14 protein-coding genes are annotated in these 16,986 nt (G+C 52.2%); 6 read left to right on the top strand and 8 right to left on the bottom strand.

All coding sequences use genetic code 11. From position 1 onward, the window contains the following. Positions 1–55: 55 nt before the first annotated feature. Genes BZG20_RS04015 through BZG20_RS03995 form a run of 5 tightly spaced genes read right to left on the bottom strand, consistent with a single transcriptional unit; the run spans position 56 to position 5,777 of the window. Positions 56–943, bottom strand: a complete 888-nt coding sequence (locus tag BZG20_RS04015; RefSeq protein ID WP_077578195.1) for an ATP-binding cassette domain-containing protein — start codon at positions 941–943, stop codon at positions 56–58. Between the two features lie 15 nt (positions 944–958). After that, on the bottom strand, positions 959–1,825 hold the full coding sequence (locus BZG20_RS04010; RefSeq protein WP_077578194.1) for an ABC transporter ATP-binding protein: 867 nt from the start codon (positions 1,823–1,825) through the stop codon (positions 959–961). A gap of 8 nt (positions 1,826–1,833) precedes the next feature. Continuing rightward, positions 1,834–3,660, bottom strand: a complete 1,827-nt coding sequence (locus tag BZG20_RS04005) for an extracellular solute-binding protein (protein WP_077578193.1) — start codon at positions 3,658–3,660, stop codon at positions 1,834–1,836. A 46-nt stretch (positions 3,661–3,706) separates the two neighbouring features. Further along, complete coding sequence (locus BZG20_RS04000) at positions 3,707–4,750, bottom strand: ABC transporter permease subunit (RefSeq protein ID WP_046074668.1); 1,044 nt, start codon at positions 4,748–4,750, stop codon at positions 3,707–3,709. Position 4,751: 1 nt separating this feature from the next. After that, entirely contained in the window at positions 4,752–5,777 is a 1,026-nt protein-coding gene (locus BZG20_RS03995) for an ABC transporter permease subunit (RefSeq protein ID WP_046074667.1), read from the bottom strand. A 679-nt stretch (positions 5,778–6,456) separates the two neighbouring features. Between BZG20_RS03995 and BZG20_RS03990 the strand changes: the two genes are divergently transcribed. Then, on the top strand, positions 6,457–7,767 hold the full coding sequence (locus BZG20_RS03990) for an MATE family efflux transporter (RefSeq protein WP_077578192.1): 1,311 nt from the start codon (positions 6,457–6,459) through the stop codon (positions 7,765–7,767). A gap of 211 nt (positions 7,768–7,978) precedes the next feature. On the opposite strand, the gene BZG20_RS03985 is transcribed toward BZG20_RS03990, so the two are convergent. Together BZG20_RS03985 and BZG20_RS03980 are read right to left on the bottom strand one after the other, a co-directional pair. Next, positions 7,979–9,082, bottom strand: coding sequence for a glycerophosphodiester phosphodiesterase (locus tag BZG20_RS03985; protein WP_241828661.1), 1,104 nt, complete (start codon positions 9,080–9,082; stop codon positions 7,979–7,981). Between the two features lie 131 nt (positions 9,083–9,213). Further along, positions 9,214–10,131 carry a phytanoyl-CoA dioxygenase family protein gene (locus BZG20_RS03980; RefSeq protein WP_077578191.1) on the bottom strand — a complete coding sequence of 306 codons (918 nt, stop codon included), beginning with the start codon at positions 10,129–10,131 and terminating at the stop codon, positions 9,214–9,216. Positions 10,132–10,510: 379 nt separating this feature from the next. Here BZG20_RS03980 and gmk point away from each other — a divergent pair, with 379 nt between their 5' ends. The 5 genes from gmk to recG all read left to right on the top strand — a co-directional run bounded on the left by gmk (position 10,511) and on the right by recG (position 16,550). Continuing rightward, positions 10,511–11,134 (top strand): guanylate kinase, encoded by a 624-nt coding sequence (gmk, locus tag BZG20_RS03975; RefSeq protein WP_046074664.1) that lies wholly within the window; start codon positions 10,511–10,513, stop codon positions 11,132–11,134. A 114-nt stretch (positions 11,135–11,248) separates the two neighbouring features. Next, positions 11,249–11,521 (top strand): DNA-directed RNA polymerase subunit omega, encoded by a 273-nt coding sequence (rpoZ, locus tag BZG20_RS03970; protein WP_046074663.1) that lies wholly within the window; start codon positions 11,249–11,251, stop codon positions 11,519–11,521. Positions 11,522–11,548: 27 nt separating this feature from the next. Further along, positions 11,549–13,648, top strand: coding sequence for a bifunctional GTP diphosphokinase/guanosine-3',5'-bis pyrophosphate 3'-pyrophosphohydrolase (spoT, locus tag BZG20_RS03965; protein WP_046074662.1), 2,100 nt, complete (start codon positions 11,549–11,551; stop codon positions 13,646–13,648). Between the two features lie 82 nt (positions 13,649–13,730). Then, positions 13,731–14,432 (top strand): tRNA (guanosine(18)-2'-O)-methyltransferase TrmH, encoded by a 702-nt coding sequence (gene trmH, locus BZG20_RS03960; RefSeq protein WP_077578190.1) that lies wholly within the window; start codon positions 13,731–13,733, stop codon positions 14,430–14,432. 39 nt (positions 14,433–14,471) lie between these two features. Beyond that, positions 14,472–16,550, top strand: coding sequence for an ATP-dependent DNA helicase RecG (gene recG / locus BZG20_RS03955; protein WP_077578189.1), 2,079 nt, complete (start codon positions 14,472–14,474; stop codon positions 16,548–16,550). Here the strand turns inward: recG and BZG20_RS03950 are convergent. Then, the gene (locus tag BZG20_RS03950; RefSeq protein WP_046074659.1) at positions 16,535–16,930 is read right to left on the bottom strand and encodes a GntR family transcriptional regulator; all 396 of its coding nucleotides are present in this window, start codon (positions 16,928–16,930) and stop codon (positions 16,535–16,537) included. The two genes, recG and BZG20_RS03950, sit on opposite strands and share 16 nt — an antisense overlap. Between the last annotated feature and the right edge of the window lie 56 nt (positions 16,931–16,986).

The raw sequence follows: 16,986 nt of genomic DNA, 5'->3' as shown, positions 1-16,986 counted from the left end.
GTAAAAAGCGTAAGCATGAGCCGATGCCCACCCTGAAACAGGGTGGGAAACGGTACTAGCGGGTGGTTTCAGGCTTTTTTTCGCCCACCGACTCGTGCTGAATGTCCGCGTCAGCGGCCGGCTGCTCAGCACGGCGTTTGTGTTTGCGGTATTTGGGATGGGTGATCGGGATCGCGGAGAGTAGCGTTTGCGTGTACTCGTGCTGCGGCTGATGGTAGACGGTTTCGGTCGGACCCTCTTCCACCACATGACCAAAGTACATCACCGCCACTTTATCGGAGATATGACGAACCACCGATAAGTCGTGGGAGATAAAAATCATCGCCAAGTTCATCTCTTGCTGGAGTTTCAACAGCAAGTTAAGAATCTGTGCCTGCACCGACACATCCAAGGCGGAGACGGATTCGTCACAAATAAGCAGCTTCGGTTTAAGGGCAATTGCCCGTGCAATACCAATCCGCTGGCGCTGACCGCCCGAGAATTCATGCGGATAACGGTTAACCGCATCGTGGGGCAAGCCGACTTTATCTAATAGCTCAAGTACCCACTGGCGACGCTCTTTCGCGGTGCCAATATTGTGAATAATAAAGGGCTCTTCTAAGATCCCGCCGATGGTATGGCGCTGGTTGAGCGACTCGAGCGGGTCTTGAAAGACAATCTGCATGTCTTTACGCAGTGGCCGCATCTGACGTGGCGATAAATGCGTGATGTCTTTACCTTCAAAGAAAATTTTCCCTTCGGTCGGCTCAAACAGCTTAAGCATGGTACGGCCAAGGGTGCTTTTGCCACACCCCGACTCGCCCACTAGCCCGAGCGTTTCGCCTTGGGATACCGAGAGCGATACGCCATCGACGGCTTTAATGGTGTAGCCTTGACGAAGCAGGCCCTTGCCCGAGACAAAATACTGCTTCAGATTTTCTACTCTGAGGACTTCCTTGCTCATCGCGTTCTCCTGCAACTACGTGGATGATGGCGCGGCATCAAACTCTTCCAACGGCCGAATATCAATCATCTGTTTGGACTGATGGTGACGCCCCGGCATTAATCCCAACAACCGCTTGGTATACGGATGGGCTGGATGATCAAACAAGGTAAAGATATCAGCGCGTTCGCGAATTTGGCCGTCGTACATCACCGCCACATCGTCACACACCTCGGCGACCACCCCCAGATCGTGGGTGATAAAAATCACCGCCATGCCGGTTTCTTCTTGCAGCTCGTTGATCAAGTCCAAAATCGAGGCCTGCACCGTCACATCTAGGGCAGTGGTTGGCTCATCACAAATCAAGATGTCAGGCTTGCAGGCCAGTGCCATCGCGATCATTACCCGCTGACGCATCCCGCCGGATAGGTTATGCGGATACTCGTTCAGTCGCTTTTCTGGCATCGGGATTTTCACCTTAGCCAGCATGTCGAGCGCACACGCCGCACGGGCTTTTTTGTCGAGCTCTGGGCGGTGTAGCGTCAAGACTTCATTGATTTGCCGGCCAATGGTGTGCACAGGGTTCAGCGCCGTCATCGGGTCTTGAAAGATAATCGAGATCCGATTGCCGCGCATCGCATAGCGCTCTTTGGCTGGCAGAGTGACCAAGTCGGTCCCGCGGTACAAGATTTCACCACCCGTCACCTGCCCGTAAGGCTTAGGCAGTAAGCCCATGATCGACATCGCTGTAACACTTTTGCCGCTGCCCGACTCGCCCACTAAGCCGAGCGTGCGCCCGGCTTTGACTTCAAAGCTCACCCCGTGAAGTACCTCACGGGGGCCATCGTCAGTGGTAAAATTAACGGTCAAATCCTTAACCGAAAGAATGACATCCTGGGTCATAACCGCCTCTACAGCTTGTATCTGTCATCAATGATGGTCACCGGCTCAAAGGCTTTGTCCTCGTCCATGGCCTCTTCGGTGGCGTCTTTCATCTCTTCATCAATCCAGAAGGTGCCAAAGCCCATCACGCGGCCGCTGGTCACCATCTTCTCGGTGCGCTTGGTCATCGCGTTATCTGGGATTTGCACATAACGCCAAAAACCTTGACGCACATAGGGCACCATGTACCCGGGCACAATCACACTGGCTTCTGAGATCTTAGCGCGGATCTGGTGCGACAGCTGGTATTTCTTCGCCATGTCGAACTCGGTCTTGTACGCCATGATCAGCTTATCCAGCACCGGGGAGCTGTAATTGGTGTGGTTATTGGTTTGCTTTTTATTGGCGTTATCCGAGTGGAAGTACTCCCAATAGGCCGGGATTTCTGAGGTGCCCATATTAAGAAACGCTAGCTGATGCTTTTTCTCCAGTATGTATTTAAACGCCGATGAGCCATCAACCAGGTGAATGGTAAAATCCAACCCCGCTTTCTTCGCTTGTTCTTTTAAGTAAGCAATACGTGGGGTGTGGTGCTGATACCCATAAGTAATCGCAAAGCTTAAACGCTCGCCTTTGTCGTTAACACGAATGCCATCAGGGCCCACTTGGTCAAAGCCGGCTTTTTCGAAATAGCTGATCGCTTTTTCAGGATCAAATGGTGGTGGCGTCGCACCATCATTGTCGTACTCACCATGACCATGTCCCATTGCATGTGGCTTGCGTGAGTAGTCACCACGGGTAATGTTTTCAATCATGCCATCAAAGTCCGTGGCATAGATGATGCCTTTGCGCACATTGATATCATCGAGTAGCGGCATGGCGGTATTCATCCATAAACCACCCGCGCCAACCGGCACCTCGTTGTGGCCCCAGAATTTGGTGATATAGCCTTTTCTATAAGGTTCAGATTGGGTTTTGTCGTGCCACACATCCGGTAAGAGCAAGTCGAACACATCCAAGTTGCCTTTCTCAAAGTGCTTCATGGCGATATCGTTATCCCGGATCACACGCAGGCGAATTTTGTCGACGTTATAGCGGTGCTGATAATAGGGGTTGGTGTAGCCCCACCAGTCATCGACATGCTCAAAGGTGACGCTGCGGCCTTTTTGCACCCGCGCTAATTCGTACGGACCCAGGGTGGGGGTCGCTTTGAAGTTATAACGGCGCACAAAGTCGTCGGCAATGCCGTCTTGGTTTTCATCTTTACGCGGATTGGCGTAAAAATGCGCGGGACGTGGGACCAAACTACCCAAGGTATACATCAGATCTTCGTCACTTTTCTCTATCGCGGTCGAGATCGCAATGGTGTGTTGGTCAATTTTCTCTACCCCACCAATGGTGTTGGTGTAGTAGTCGTTGTACCAAGGGGCAACAATGTCTTTCGAGCGGTAGAACTGCATCATAAAGACAAAATCATCAGCGGTGACGGGCTCGCCATCCGACCAGGTCGCCTCTGGGTTCAGTTTAAAGTAGATGGTTTTATGGTCGTCGCCATAGGCCCACTCGTTGGCCAAATCCGGGATCCATTCCAGCGTGTCAGGGTGGCGCTTTACCAATGAGGGCATTTCATCGAGAAAATAGCTGCGCAGGCCTGCGTTGGAGTCTGGGCCTACCGTGCGCAGCGTCTGGGGAAAGGAGCTTAAGTGTGAGCGCAGAACGCCGCCGCGCTTGGCGTCGGGAGAGCCGATTTTAGGCGCATCCCAGTTGGTTTGCCAATTGAGGTTTTCAGGCAAATCCGCCGCCCAGCCAGTCAGGCTAAACATTGAGATTGAGGTCGCAAGGATCAGTTTTTTCATCGTGATTTCCTTATCGTGATTCAAACATTGCACATTGTGTTTAACGTTAGTCGTAACGGGTGAATTTTTTCGGGTCGAACGCGGCGCGCACCGCTTCACCAATGAAGGTCACCATCACCAATACCACCACCAGTGAGGTCACCACGGACGCAACAATCCATGGCGCGTCCAAATTTGATTTGCCTTGCTGCAACAGCTCCCCCCAACTTGGCGTCGGCGGCATCAGTCCTAGGCCGAGATAATCCAGCGCCGTTAGCGCGGTAATATTGAGGGCGATGGTAAAGGGCGCCAAAGTCACAATCATCACCATGGTATTGGGCAAAATATGACGGAATAAGATCCGGCTGGTCGAGGCACCGAGTGCACGCGCGGCCATCACATAATCACGCGCTGACTCTTTATAGGTCATGGTGCGCATATACCAAGTAATCGCCATCCAGCCAAACAACACGTTAATCCCCACAAACAGAGCAAACGTGGGCTGGAGAATCGAGACCAAAATCATGATCACGTACAAAAACGGCACCATCGACCAGATTTCGATAAAGCGTTGGAAGAAAAGGTCAAACTTGCCGCCCCAAAAGCCCATCGCACAGCCGACAGCCGTGCCAATCGCATAGGAAGCGGCCATGGTGAGCAACGCAAAGCCCATGGCGATACGAAAGCCGTACACCAAGCGGGCGAGGATGTCGCGACCAATCTCATCAGTGCCAAGGTAATGCTGATGCTCAGCGCTGGGCGCTGTCGGCGGGAAGTCACCGCTAAAGTCTTGCTCAAGCGGGTTCCACGGCACTAGGGGCATCACCACATAATTGTCACCGCCTTGCGCGGCAAAGGCTTTCGCGAGCTGACGATAGTTGGCCTCACTGGTTCCTACCTGCCCAAAATCGCTCGCCAAGTACACATCACTCAGTACGGGGAAATAATACTCGCCGTCGTATTTGACCATTAACGCTTTACTGTTGATAAAAAGCTCGGCAAACAGCGACAACACCAGCATGGTGGTCAAGATGATAAACGACCAGTAACCACGTTTAATTTGCTTAAAACTGCGGATTTTCTTTTGAGTTAAAGGGCTAAACGTCAACATATCAAGATCCAAACTTCACGCGAGGGTCAACCAAGGCAACACAGATATCGGAGATAATATTGCCGGCCAGCAGTAAAAGCGCATTGATGGCGACAATGCCCATTACCACCGGATAATCGCGCTCCATAATCGACTCATAGCCAAGTAAGCCAATGCCGTTGATGTTGAAAATCACTTCAATCAAAAACGCACCAGTCATAAAGAACAACAAGGAGTTGCCAAAATGGCTGGCAATCGGAATTAAGCTGTTGCGCAGCGCGTGTTTGCGCACCGCCGAACGAAACGGTAACCCTTTGGCGATAGCCGTACGGATATAGTCCGCCGACAAGTTTTCCATCAGGTTGTTTTTCATCGTCATGGTCAGAGTGGCAAAGTCACCAATCAGATAACAAATCAGCGGCAGCACCGCATGCCACATCACATCTTTGGCGCGTTCCCAAAAACTGGTGGCATCGTAGTAAGCGTCCCCCACAAAGCCCCCCATCGGAAACCATTCGAGGTGATAGCTAAATAAGGTGATCAGCAATACCCCCACCACATAGCCGGGTAAGGCAAAACCAATAAAGATCAGCACAGAGGAGGACGAATCAAACACCGAGCCGTGTTTGAGGGCTTTGTAATAACCAAGCGGAAGAGAAATGAAATAACTGATGAAGAAGGTCATCCCGCCATAAAACAAAGAGACGGGCAGACGCTCGGCAATCATGTCGGTGACCGGCTCGTAGTAGCGGGTCGACTCGCCCAAGTCCAAATTGGCCAGTTTGCCGAGCCAATCCACGTAGGCCTCGAGCACGGGTTTATCGAGGCCGTAAAATGCCTTGAGTTCGGCAATCTGATCGTCTGATAACGCTGAGCTATCGCCAGCACGCTGCAAGCTCGAGCCACCATCGGCTTGAGCCTGCATTTGCGTCATCATCCGTTCGACCGGCCCACCTGGTACTAGGCGGGTGATACCGAAAATCAAAATGGTAATGCCGAGAAACGTCGGGATCACCAACAGTAACCGGCGTAAAAAGTACGACAGCATAGTCCACTACTCCCTGTCCACTGTCTGATATTTTTGCAGAGCACTGCGCCTGCCGTTGCGTTCTCTTGGCCATCCTAAGCACTGAAAGCAACAATACGTATTACACACTTATATAAAGTGGTCTATATTTATCTTGAATTTTGGTCACGATCAACGATAACACGCTGTCAAAAGTCATTTTTTTTCGACAAAACAATGACGTTATTCCGGCACTAATTACTGTGTTGTGCTAGCTTGCTTATCGCTAAAAGCAATAAATATTTCAATCAATAGTTAAAAAGGTTTGGTTTAAAATGCAATAAAAATGACATTTCACCGAAACCTTGTATCTTCTCGTGATTGCACGCACCGATAACCCACCACAGTGCCTGCCTTGATAAACAGACAACCATCCTCCCGCTCCACCCTCAATCTCATATTCATTCATCAGGATCAGTGCAACAGTGATAGTGACTTGTTTCACTATAAACTAGGGCTACCAGCATGAATCACTAACCCCAATGATTGTGTGCAGTCGCTCCCTGAACGTCCATCGCATCGCTAGGGTCAGGCTCTCTGACACTGAATAACCGTATTTATTAGGGGTTGGTAATTTTTAGCAATCCTCTACAATTGGTTGAGTGATGCCGAGCCTCTTCCTGCTCGGCTTTTTTTCATCCAATTAAGCAAAGAGTGCCTGATGGAGTCTGCTTCTCGCGCAAAGCGCTTGTTCTCGACCACCCTACCCATGCTGTTTGGCGTACTGTCACTGATGAGTTTTCAGCTCGTTGACAGTGCTTTCATTGGTCAGCTGGGCGTGTTGCCCCTCGCCGCGCAAGGCTTCACCTTGCCGATTCAGATGATCATTATCGGCATTCAAGTCGGACTCGGGATTGCGACCACGGCGGTGATCTCGCGCGCGCTCGGTGCCGATCAGTGCCGTTACGCCAAACAACTCGGCGGTTTAATTTTATTTATCGGCACCACAGGGGTCGCCTTGTTCGCCGGTTTACTTTATGCATTACGCCACCCCATCTTGCAGCTGCTGGATGCACCGGATAATGTGTTTCCGGTAATTGATAGCTATTGGCAAATTTGGTTAGTCAGTGCCTGGACAGGCGCGGTACTCTACTTCTTTTATAGCCTAGCACGCGCCAATGGAAACACCATGTTGCCCGGCTCCATGATGGTGGTGACCAGCTTATTAAACCTCGCGCTCGATCCGGTGTTTATCTTTTGGCTCGATTGGGGCATTAATGGCGCGGCCGTCGCCACCTTAATTGCGTTTGGCTCAGGCATCGCCATTGTCGCGCCCCGCGTGTTTGGTAAAGGTTGGGTTTCGTTTGACTGGCAAGACTTAGACATCAAACACAGTGTGGGTTCGATTGGGCATATTATGGGACCAGCGATGATAAGCCAGCTGCTGCCGCCGGTGTCATCTATGCTGGCCACCAAGCTGCTCGCCAGCTTTGGCTCAGCGGCAGTGGCCGCCTGGGCGCTGGGTTCACGCTTTGAGTTTTTCGCCATTGTCTCGGTGCTGGCGCTGACCATGTCGATGCCCCCCATGGTGGGTCGTTTGCTGGGTAAAGGCGATCTGACCGAAGTGCGGCATCTGGTCAAGTTAGCCTGTCAGTTTATTCTCGGCTTTCAATTGCTGATAGCACTGGTCACCTGGCTTGCCGCCGCTCCCTTGGCGGACTTGATGACCAGCGATCAACAAGTCACCGATATCTTGTATACCCACCTCACGCTAGTGCCATTTAGTCTTGGCGCTCTGGGGGTGTGTATGTTGATGGTGTCGATTACCAATGCATTAGGTCGCTCGTACACCGCGCTAACCATTTCTGCGCTCCGCCTATTTGCGTTTTTCCTGCCCTGCCTCTGGTTAGGCGCACAAATTGGCGAGCTATTTGGCCTGTTTGCCGGTGCCTTAATCGGTAACCTACTCGCAGGCGCCGTGGCTTATGCCATGTACCGACGTACGCTAGCCAAACTGATGGCGAGCGAATAGAGAGCCAAAACGTCAACCTTGGGGCATCGGCTCAGTTCGCACACAGACACGCCGTCAATCCTTCCCTGGAGGCTCCGCCGCGCCATCCATGGCGCGGAGGGTCTGCTTAGCGAACTAAGCCGATCATCAAACCCTCCAGCGTTCGCCCCCAACTAAAAAGCCCACCAAATATAAGGCGGGCTCAAAGGATAAAAACGGTTAACGCGCGGGGTTAATAACCCAGTTGCGTTAAGGTCGCTTCAATGTCTTTACCGTCACTGTCGGTTAAGGCTTTAACCGCCACGTTAGGACGGTTGGTAAAGAAGCCATCCACGCCACGCTCACGGTAACGAATCAAATCTTCGCGATCGTCCAAGGTGTACATGTGCATCAATAAGCCTTTTTCATGGCTCATGTCCACCATCCAGGTCTTCGCCAGGTCCATATAGCTAAATTGGCTTGACCAGGCATCATCGAAGTTGGCTTGCGTGCCCGACGGGCCTACACCGATGGCACCGTGCTCCTTGGCATAATCCAACCACTCTGCGTAGCCGGCTTTCGAGGCCACTTCTTGGCGCGCATAGTACTGAGCGTAGGACTCATCATCCGCTTTCGGCGCGCTGTCTTTGGTCGGAATGTAGCCATCGCCTGCCCATAGCAGCAAGATTTTTGGCACGTTTGGCATCACATCTTGCAATGCTTCAAGGCTCGATTTATTAAAAGTCTGCAGGATCACTTTGCCTTTGGCGTCGTCATCTAACCAACCATGCTCGGTCAAGTCTTGCTTCAAATCCTGCTCAATCCCTGGGAAGAACTCCGGCACCTTGGTTTCGATATAAAGTCCTGGCTGATGGGCACAGTCTTCAGCGATTTCACGTACCTGATCCAGCGTCACTAGCTTCAAGCCGCGGAAGCTCTCACGCGCACGCTCTGGGTATGACTGATTAAACCAGCTGCCCGCATCCAGCTTTTCCAGCTCTGCCCAAGTAAAGGTATTGACCGGGTCGTCGGCACGCTCTGGATAAACTGTCTCAATATTAGTGTTGCGCTTAAGGTTGTCGTCATGCACCGCAATCAGTTTGCCGTCTTGAGTGCGTTGCAGATCAAGCTCGAGATAATCGGCCCCCACTTCACACGCAAGTTGGTAGGCCGGCAAGGTTGATTCTGGTGCATTGTAAGAATCACCACGGTGGGCAATCACGGCGTGATCAGCAATGCCAAGTTGTTCGCTAAGCGCACTGTCACTGGCTTGGGCAAAAGAAGGGTAAGATAAGGCACTGGCTACACTCAGGGCAGTAGCCGTCACGCTCAAGGTCGCTTTTAATGATGTGTTCAACGGAAACTCCTTAATGTCGTTGAAATTGGCGAGATAATTAAACGCTTGTTCAATTATCGAGACAGCATAGCAAAACCCTGATTTAAAGAGAAAAAATAAAAACGCCCACAACAACGTGGGCGTTAGTCGGGCTAAGAAGCTAGCGGCCAGAGTGACTCAACCGCCTGCAGGGGGCGTTGGTCGGGATTGGATAAATAGTGGGGGCGCGGTGACAACCCACTAAAGGGCGTCACCGGTTTATTCTCCACACTGTTATAGACAAACATTAAAATTGAGCGTGGGTCGTTGGCGATATTATCGGGTGAACCATGCATCAAGTTACAATCATGGAACACCAAGGTACCGGCTTGTCCCGTTACCGAGGCAATGCCATTGTCTTCTAACAATGCCTCCATGGTCTCTGGCTTGGGCACACCCAGCATTTGTTTTTTCAGCGATTGCTGATAGTTTTTTTCGCCGGTGTTGCCTTCACAAGACGCATAGTGATGGTGTGAGCCGGGGATCACATACAAAGGCCCATTGTGCTCGGTGTTGTCGGTTAGCATCAGCCATACGGTCACGGCTCGCATCCGTGGCATTCCATCCTCAACGTGCCAAGTCTCGAAGTCAGAATGCCAAGGAAACGACTTGCCTTTAAACGCAGGCTTAATATTGACGCGCGATTGCATCAAATATGCGTCCGAGCCCAAAATTTGCCGCACTTTATTGAGAATGCGCGGATCGCGTGAGAAGCGATCAATCAAATCACTGTAGGCAAAAGGTTTGAAAATGGTGCGCAGCTCGTCACTATCCGGCTCAGTATATAGCTCTTCATAGCCGGCCATATCATCGCGTAAACGGGTTATTTCACGTTTAAGCGGTGCCACCATTTCCGGCATGTAATTATCCATCACCAGAAAGCCTTGGCGCTCGAACGTATCCAGCTCGTGCGAGCTTAAGCTATGCGGTACCTCTGGCTGCACACTGCCGTACACAACAGGGTCTAGACGTGGGGAAAGCGTTTCTTGTCCATTGACGCGTGAGGGATACAAATCGGGAGTACCTTCCATTATTGACACCTCCTTCATGTCGTTCGTTTTTTGGTGATATCTTCTCGCTGTTTGAGGCCCTAAAGGGCGTGAATTGAACACAACACAGGTATGGGCGGCCAATCGAAAATCAACCCCCATACGCGTGCGATGCATCTTCTCGGATAACTGCGAGCTACCCTATCAGCTCAGCATCGAACAGTGAACCTTTGTCACCACAACGTCATTATGCCTCGTGAGCGATCCAGCGGATCGCTTTCACACCGATCCCGTTCAAATCCTCATTGGTTCGTGCTACCCTGCGCGCCTCCCACGGGGAACAACTATCTATTCGTCGATCGACGCCTGTACGTGTACGCTATACTGCGGATGGGCATCAGCCAGTGAAAGTGATCAATCCATGAGCCAAGGTACGCTTTACATTGTTTCCGCCCCAAGTGGTGCGGGTAAATCCAGTCTGATTTCAGCGTTGCTGAATGATAATCCTCGCTATGACATGAAAGTGTCAGTCTCTCACACAACGCGCGCCATGCGTCCGGGTGAAGAAAATGGCGTACACTATCATTTTGTCTCGGTGGAAGAATTTCAGTCACTGATTGCACAGGAAGCGTTCTTAGAGCACGCGCAAGTGTTTGGCAATTATTACGGCACCTCGCGCGTATGGATTGAAAAAATGCTTAATAATGGTGTCGATATTTTTCTCGATATCGATTGGCAAGGCGCTGAGCAAATTCGTCAGCAAATGCCGAACAGCAAGAGTATTTTCATTTTGCCACCAAGCCGTGAAGAGTTAGAAAGACGCCTCACGACACGTGGCCAAGACAGTGAGGAAGTGATTGCGCAACGCATGCAGGAAGCACGCTCCGAGATCTCTCACTATGCTGATTATGATTACCTGATTATTAATGATGACTTTGATGTCGCATTGATGGATATTAAGGCCATCATCCGTGCCGAGCGGATGGCACAAGCCAAACAAGCCAGCAAGTATCATGCAATGATCGACGAACTGTTGGCTGACTAACCACCACATTGAGACGTGGCCATTGCCCCAGCCAACGCTGGCAATAGGTCGCGGCCTTTTGTATACTTTTCGGTCATTTTGAATGACCTATTGATGACATAGCTGGAGTCCTTCATGGCACGCGTAACTGTTCAAGACGCCGTTGAAAAAATTGGTAACCGCTTCGATCTCGTTCTGGTTGCGGCTCGCCGCGCCCGTCAAATGCAAACGGGTGGCAAAGATGCCCTCGTCGCAGAAGAAAACGACAAGTACACAGTGATCTCTTTGCGTGAAGTTGAAGAAGGACTGATCAACAAAGAAGTCCTCGACGCGCGTGAGCGTCAGGAAAAGCAAGAGCAAGAAGCCGCTGAAATGGCCGCGGTAAGCACCATTTCGGGTCAACGTTAAACGCTGCATTTATCAGGGACAGGCCGTTTGTATCTATTTGATAGCCTGAAAGAAGTTGCTAGCCAGTATTTGCCGGAGTCACAGCTTGAAGCGCTTCGGCAAGCCTACCTAGTAGCCAGGGATGCCCACGACGGGCAAACTCGCTCAACCGGCGAACCTTATATCATTCACCCCATCGCGGTGGCACGGATCTTGGCGGAAATGCGCTTGGACTGTGAAACCCTGATGGCGGCATTGCTGCATGATGTCATTGAGGACACTGAGGTGACCAAAGACGATCTGCAGCAACGCTTTGGTGATGTGGTGGCTGACTTGGTCGACGGCGTCTCTAAGCTTGATAAGCTTAAATTTCGCGACCGTAAAGAAGCCCAAGCCGAGAACTTTCGCAAAATGGTCATGGCGATGGCCCATGACATTCGCGTGATCCTGATAAAACTGAGTGACCGCACCCACAATATGCGTACCTTGGGCGCCCTCCGCCCAGACAAAAAACGCCGTATTGCCCGTGAAACGCTAGAAATCTTCGCCCCTCTCGCCCACCGCTTGGGTATCCATAATATAAAGGTGGAGCTTGAAGAGCTCGGCTTTGAGGCCTTGTACCCCAATCGCTACCGCGTCCTTAAAAAGGTGATCGCGCAAGCGCGGGGGAACCGCAAAGAGATGATCCAAAAAATCCATGCGGAAATTGAAGGTCGTTTGGAAGATGCCGGGATTAACGCCCGTGTGCTGGGCCGAGAGAAAAACCTCTACTCCATCTATAACAAGATGAAGAATAAAGAGCAGCGTTTCCATACCATCATGGATTTATACGCGTTTCGAGTGATTGTGGGTGATCTTGATACCTGCTATCGCGTGCTAGGGCAAATGCATAACTTGTATAAGCCACGCCCAGGCCGGCTCAAAGACTATATCGCGGTGCCTAAAGCCAACGGGTATCAATCACTGCACACCTCTATGATTGGTCCACATGGTGTCCCGGTGGAAGTACAAATTCGTACCGAAGACATGGATCAAATGGCCGACAAAGGGGTCGCGGCACACTGGGCGTATAAAAGCGGTGCCGACAGGCCCTCTGGCACCACCGCACAGAAACGGGCGCAGCGCTGGATGCAAAACATTATTGAGCTCCAACAAAGTGCCGGTAGCTCGTTTGAATTTATTGAGAGCGTCAAATCGGATCTCTTCCCCGATGAGCTGTACGTCTTTACCCCCAAAGGGCGGATTGTCGAGCTCCCTGTCGATGCCACCGCGGTCGACTTTGCCTATGCCGTCCATACCGATGTGGGCAATACCTGTGTCGGGGCGCGGGTTAATCGTCAACCTTACCCGCTAAGTCAACCGCTCAAAAATGGTCAAACAGTAGAGATTATCACCGCACCCGGCGCGCGCCCCAACGCGGCTTGGCTTAACTATGTAGTGACCGCGCGGGCCCGGACGAAAATTCGTCAAGTGCTGAAAACCATGCGCCGTGAAGAGTCGGTGACCTTAGGGCGTCGTCTGCTCAATCATGCGCTTGGAGAGCAAAACCTGCCGGATATCAACCCTGAGCGGGTTGAGGCAGTACTGAGTGACTTAAAGCTGAAAACCAGCGACGACTTACTGGCGTCGATTGGCCTTGGCGAACTCATGAGCGTAGTGATCGCACGTCGCTTGCTAGATCAAGACCCGGCGGCCCCCACCGAGGGCAAAATGCCTATCCGTGGTGCCGATGGTATCTTGGTCACCTATGCCAATTGCTGTCGCCCAATCCCAGGTGACCCGATCATTGCCCATGTCAGCCCAGGTAAAGGCTTGGTTATCCACCGTGAAACCTGTGCTAACATCCGCGGCCACCGCCAAGAGCCGGATAAATATATGCCGGTCGAGTGGGCGGACGATTTTGAACAAGAGTTCAGCACACGGGTGCGTGTGGATATGCAAAACCATCAAGGGGCGCTGGCAGATTTAACCAATACCATTGCATCAACCGGCTCCAATATCCAAGGGCTAACCACCGAAGAGCGCGATGGCCGCTTGTACACTATCTTTGTTCGCCTAACGACCAAAGACAGAGTGCACCTAGCCAATATCATGCGCCGCCTGCGGGTGATGCCTAACGTGGTGAAGGTTAGCCGCCAGAAAAACTGATCGCCTCAATACACTATTGCCCGTCGCCCGTCCTTTTTGGCGGGCGCATTTGTTTTTCGTCTGCCATTTACGGAATTGAATCATGACCCCTGAACGCTTTGAACGCATTCATCAGGTCTTGGCCCAACGCCAGCCTGATCTCACTGTCTGCATGGAGCAAGTTCATAAACCCAATAATATTTCCGCTATCATTCGCACTGCCGACGCCGTGGGGATTCATCGCATGCATGCCGTGTGGCCAGAAGGCACGAAGATGCGCACCCTCGGGGGCACATCGGCCGGTTCACGCAACTGGATAGATGTGGTGACTCACAACACCACGGAAGAAGCGTTTAATACCATGCAAGCCCAAGGGATGCAGGTGTTAGTCACCAACTTATCGGATACCGCGGTTGATTTTCGCGAGATTGACTACACCCGTCCGACTGCCATCGTGCTGGGGCAAGAAAAACAAGGCATCAGTCGCGAAGCACTGGATAAAGCAGACCAAGACATCCTCATTCCTATGGTGGGTATGGTACAGTCACTTAATGTGTCAGTCGCCAGTGCCTTGATTTTGTACGAAGCACAGCGCCAGCGCCAAGCGGCTGGCATGTATCAACAGGATAAAACCCGCTTACCCGAACACGAAGTCCACCACATTTTGTTCGAGCGCGGCCATCCGGTACTTGCCCGGGTGGCAAAACAAAAAGGTTTGCCTTATCCGCCTTTAAATGAACATGGTCAAATCGTGGCGGACGAGGCATGGTGGGCACAGATGCAAGCGGCTAAACACGCACGTTAGTCATGTACAATAGCCAGCGCTAACCAAATAGAGAAACGGATGCGATCTTCCATGCTGAGTGCCGTTACTGTCGATACCTTAAGCGGTGTTGGCAATAAGATGGCAGAAAAACTGGCAAAAGTTGGCCTGCATACAGTGCAGGACGTGTTGTTTCACCTGCCTTATCGCTATGAAGATCGTACCCGTGTCTGGCCGGTCGCTAGCCTCTTACCTGGCCAACATGCAACTATCGAAGGTGAGATCACCCACAACGATACCGTATTTGGTCGCCGCCGGATGCTCACCGTCCGGGTGCAAGATGGCAGCGGCGCGTTAACGCTACGGTTTTTCAATTTTAATGCCGCGATGAAAAACAGTTTAGCGGTCGGCAAGCAAGTGAAAGCCTACGGCGAACTCAAACGCGGAAAGCACGGGCTGGAGATCATTCACCCCGAGTATCAGGTGTTTTCTGAGCCCACCGAATTGGTGATGGAAGAAACCCTGACCCCCGTGTATCCCACCACGGAGGGGCTGCGCCAAGCGACCCTGCGCAGCCTGACCGATCAAGCGCTGGCGTTGCTGGATAAAAGTGGCGTCGACGAGCTGCTGCCCGAGGGCTTGTACGATCGACAACTCTCATTGCGCGAGGCGTTGCACCTATTACATCGCCCGCCGCCAGATACCGCGCTAGAGGATCTATTAACCGGTCAACATCCCGCTCAGCGGCGCTTAATCATTGAAGAGCTCCTTGCCCAGCATCTGTCGATGCTGTCTGTGCGCCACCAGGCACAACAAGTGAAAGGCTTTGCCCTCGCGCCCAGTCAGTCACTGGGGCAGCGTCTTTTAGACAACCTGCCTTTTTCACCCACGGGAGCACAAACCCGAGTGGTGAGCGAGATCAGCACCGATTTGGCCAAGCCGTTTCCAATGATGCGCCTCGTGCAAGGGGATGTCGGCGCGGGCAAGACCTTGGTGGCCGTCCTCGCCGCCTTGCAAGCGATTGAGCAAGGCCATCAAGTGGCATTGATGGCACCGACCGAGCTCTTGGCCGAGCAACACGCCACCAACTTTTCCCAGTGGCTTGAGCCTTTGGGGATTCAGGTTGGTTGGCTGGCTGGCAAGTTAAAAGGAAAAGCACGCGAGGACACCCTGGCACAAGTTGCCGGTGGCAAAACACAAATGGTGGTCGGTACTCATGCGTTATTTCAAGCCAGTGTCCGGTTCCACCGCTTAGCACTGGTGATTATTGATGAGCAACACCGCTTTGGCGTTCATCAGCGTCTTGCGCTGCGTGAAAAAGGCGAGCAACAAGGTGCGCATCCACACCAGTTGATCATGACCGCGACCCCCATTCCTCGTACCTTGGCGATGACCGCCTATGCCGATTTAGAAACCTCAGTGATTGATGAGTTACCCCCAGGTCGTACCCCCATTCAAACCGTTGCCGTCCCCGACACCCGCCGTGACGATATCATCGCCCGCGTCAGTGCCGCCTGTGCCGCCGGTCGACAAGCGTATTGGGTATGCACCTTGATTGAAGAGTCCGACGCCTTAGAAGCGCAAGCCGCCGAAGACACGGCCACCGCACTCAAAGACGCCCTACCCAACCTGGAAATTGGTTTGGTTCACGGGCGAATGAAAGCGACGGACAAGCAAGCGGTGATGGACGCTTTTAAGCAAGGCGAACTGCAGTTATTGGTAGCGACCACTGTGATTGAAGTGGGGGTCGATGTGCCCAATGCCAGTTTAATGATTATTGAAAACCCAGAACGGCTGGGGCTCGCACAGTTGCACCAGTTACGTGGCCGTGTCGGCCGAGGCGCAGTCGCCAGTCATTGTGTGCTGCTGTACCATGCACCCTTATCTAAAACCGCGAGTCAGCGGCTGGGGGTACTGCGCGACAGTAATGATGGCTTTGTTATCGCCCAGCGCGATCTCGAAATCCGCGGGCCGGGTGAACTATTGGGGACTCGGCAAACGGGCTTGGCCGAATTTAAAATCGCCGACTTGGTGAGAGACCAAGCGCTGATCCCTGAAGTACAAAAACTGGCGACCCATATCCATCAACATTACCCACAACATGCGGATGCGATTATTCGCCGCTGGCTGGGGCATAAAACCCATTACTCCAACGCCTGATCACCGCTATAACGCTCCCAATGGGTCATGATCAGCGCCATGGCTTCTGACTTACTGTAGCCTGCTTCGCTGGTCGCATGAATAAATTGCGCCAGCGTTGCTTCAACATATTGCAGACGTTGCTCTGGCTCAGCAGGACGCATGGCATCACTGACCTGCATACCCACGCCGGGCAAGCGCTCTAGCCAACCATCTTCAACCAATTGCTGATAGCTGCGCGATACCGTCATTGGGTTCATCGCCAGTGTTTTGGCCAATTGCCGCACCGAGGGGAGGCGCGCCCCCGGATAAAGTGTACCACTGGCAATTTGCCGTTGAATTTGGTCAATAAGCTGCTGAAATTTAGGCGTCGGATCCTGACTGTCTAGCGATAAACGCATAGCCTTTTCCCAGTGTATTGAATCTCTATGACAGTATGGCCTAACGCCCGCATTCC

Origin of the sequence: Salinivibrio sp. IB868, assembly GCF_001995655.1 — a bacterium.
Classification (GTDB): domain Bacteria; phylum Pseudomonadota; class Gammaproteobacteria; order Enterobacterales; family Vibrionaceae; genus Salinivibrio; species Salinivibrio siamensis.
Note: the sequence above shows the minus strand (reverse complement) of the source record. Positions and strands in the feature narration are given on the sequence as shown.

Coding starts and splice junctions, on each gene's coding strand:
- BZG20_RS04015 (WP_077578195.1), bottom strand. CDS start 943: ATGAGCAAGGAAGTCCTCAGAGTAGAAAATCTGAAGCAGTATTTTGTC.
- BZG20_RS04010 (WP_077578194.1), bottom strand. CDS start 1,825: ATGACCCAGGATGTCATTCTTTCGGTTAAGGATTTGACCGTTAATTTT.
- BZG20_RS04005 (WP_077578193.1), bottom strand. CDS start 3,660: ATGAAAAAACTGATCCTTGCGACCTCAATCTCAATGTTTAGCCTGACT.
- BZG20_RS04000 (WP_046074668.1), bottom strand. CDS start 4,750: ATGTTGACGTTTAGCCCTTTAACTCAAAAGAAAATCCGCAGTTTTAAG.
- BZG20_RS03995 (WP_046074667.1), bottom strand. CDS start 5,777: ATGCTGTCGTACTTTTTACGCCGGTTACTGTTGGTGATCCCGACGTTT.
- BZG20_RS03990 (WP_077578192.1), top strand. CDS start 6,457: ATGGAGTCTGCTTCTCGCGCAAAGCGCTTGTTCTCGACCACCCTACCC.
- BZG20_RS03980 (WP_077578191.1), bottom strand. CDS start 10,131: ATGGAAGGTACTCCCGATTTGTATCCCTCACGCGTCAATGGACAAGAA.
- gmk (WP_046074664.1), top strand. CDS start 10,511: ATGAGCCAAGGTACGCTTTACATTGTTTCCGCCCCAAGTGGTGCGGGT.
- rpoZ (WP_046074663.1), top strand. CDS start 11,249: ATGGCACGCGTAACTGTTCAAGACGCCGTTGAAAAAATTGGTAACCGC.
- trmH (WP_077578190.1), top strand. CDS start 13,731: ATGACCCCTGAACGCTTTGAACGCATTCATCAGGTCTTGGCCCAACGC.
- recG (WP_077578189.1), top strand. CDS start 14,472: ATGCGATCTTCCATGCTGAGTGCCGTTACTGTCGATACCTTAAGCGGT.
- BZG20_RS03950 (WP_046074659.1), bottom strand. CDS start 16,930: ATGCGTTTATCGCTAGACAGTCAGGATCCGACGCCTAAATTTCAGCAG.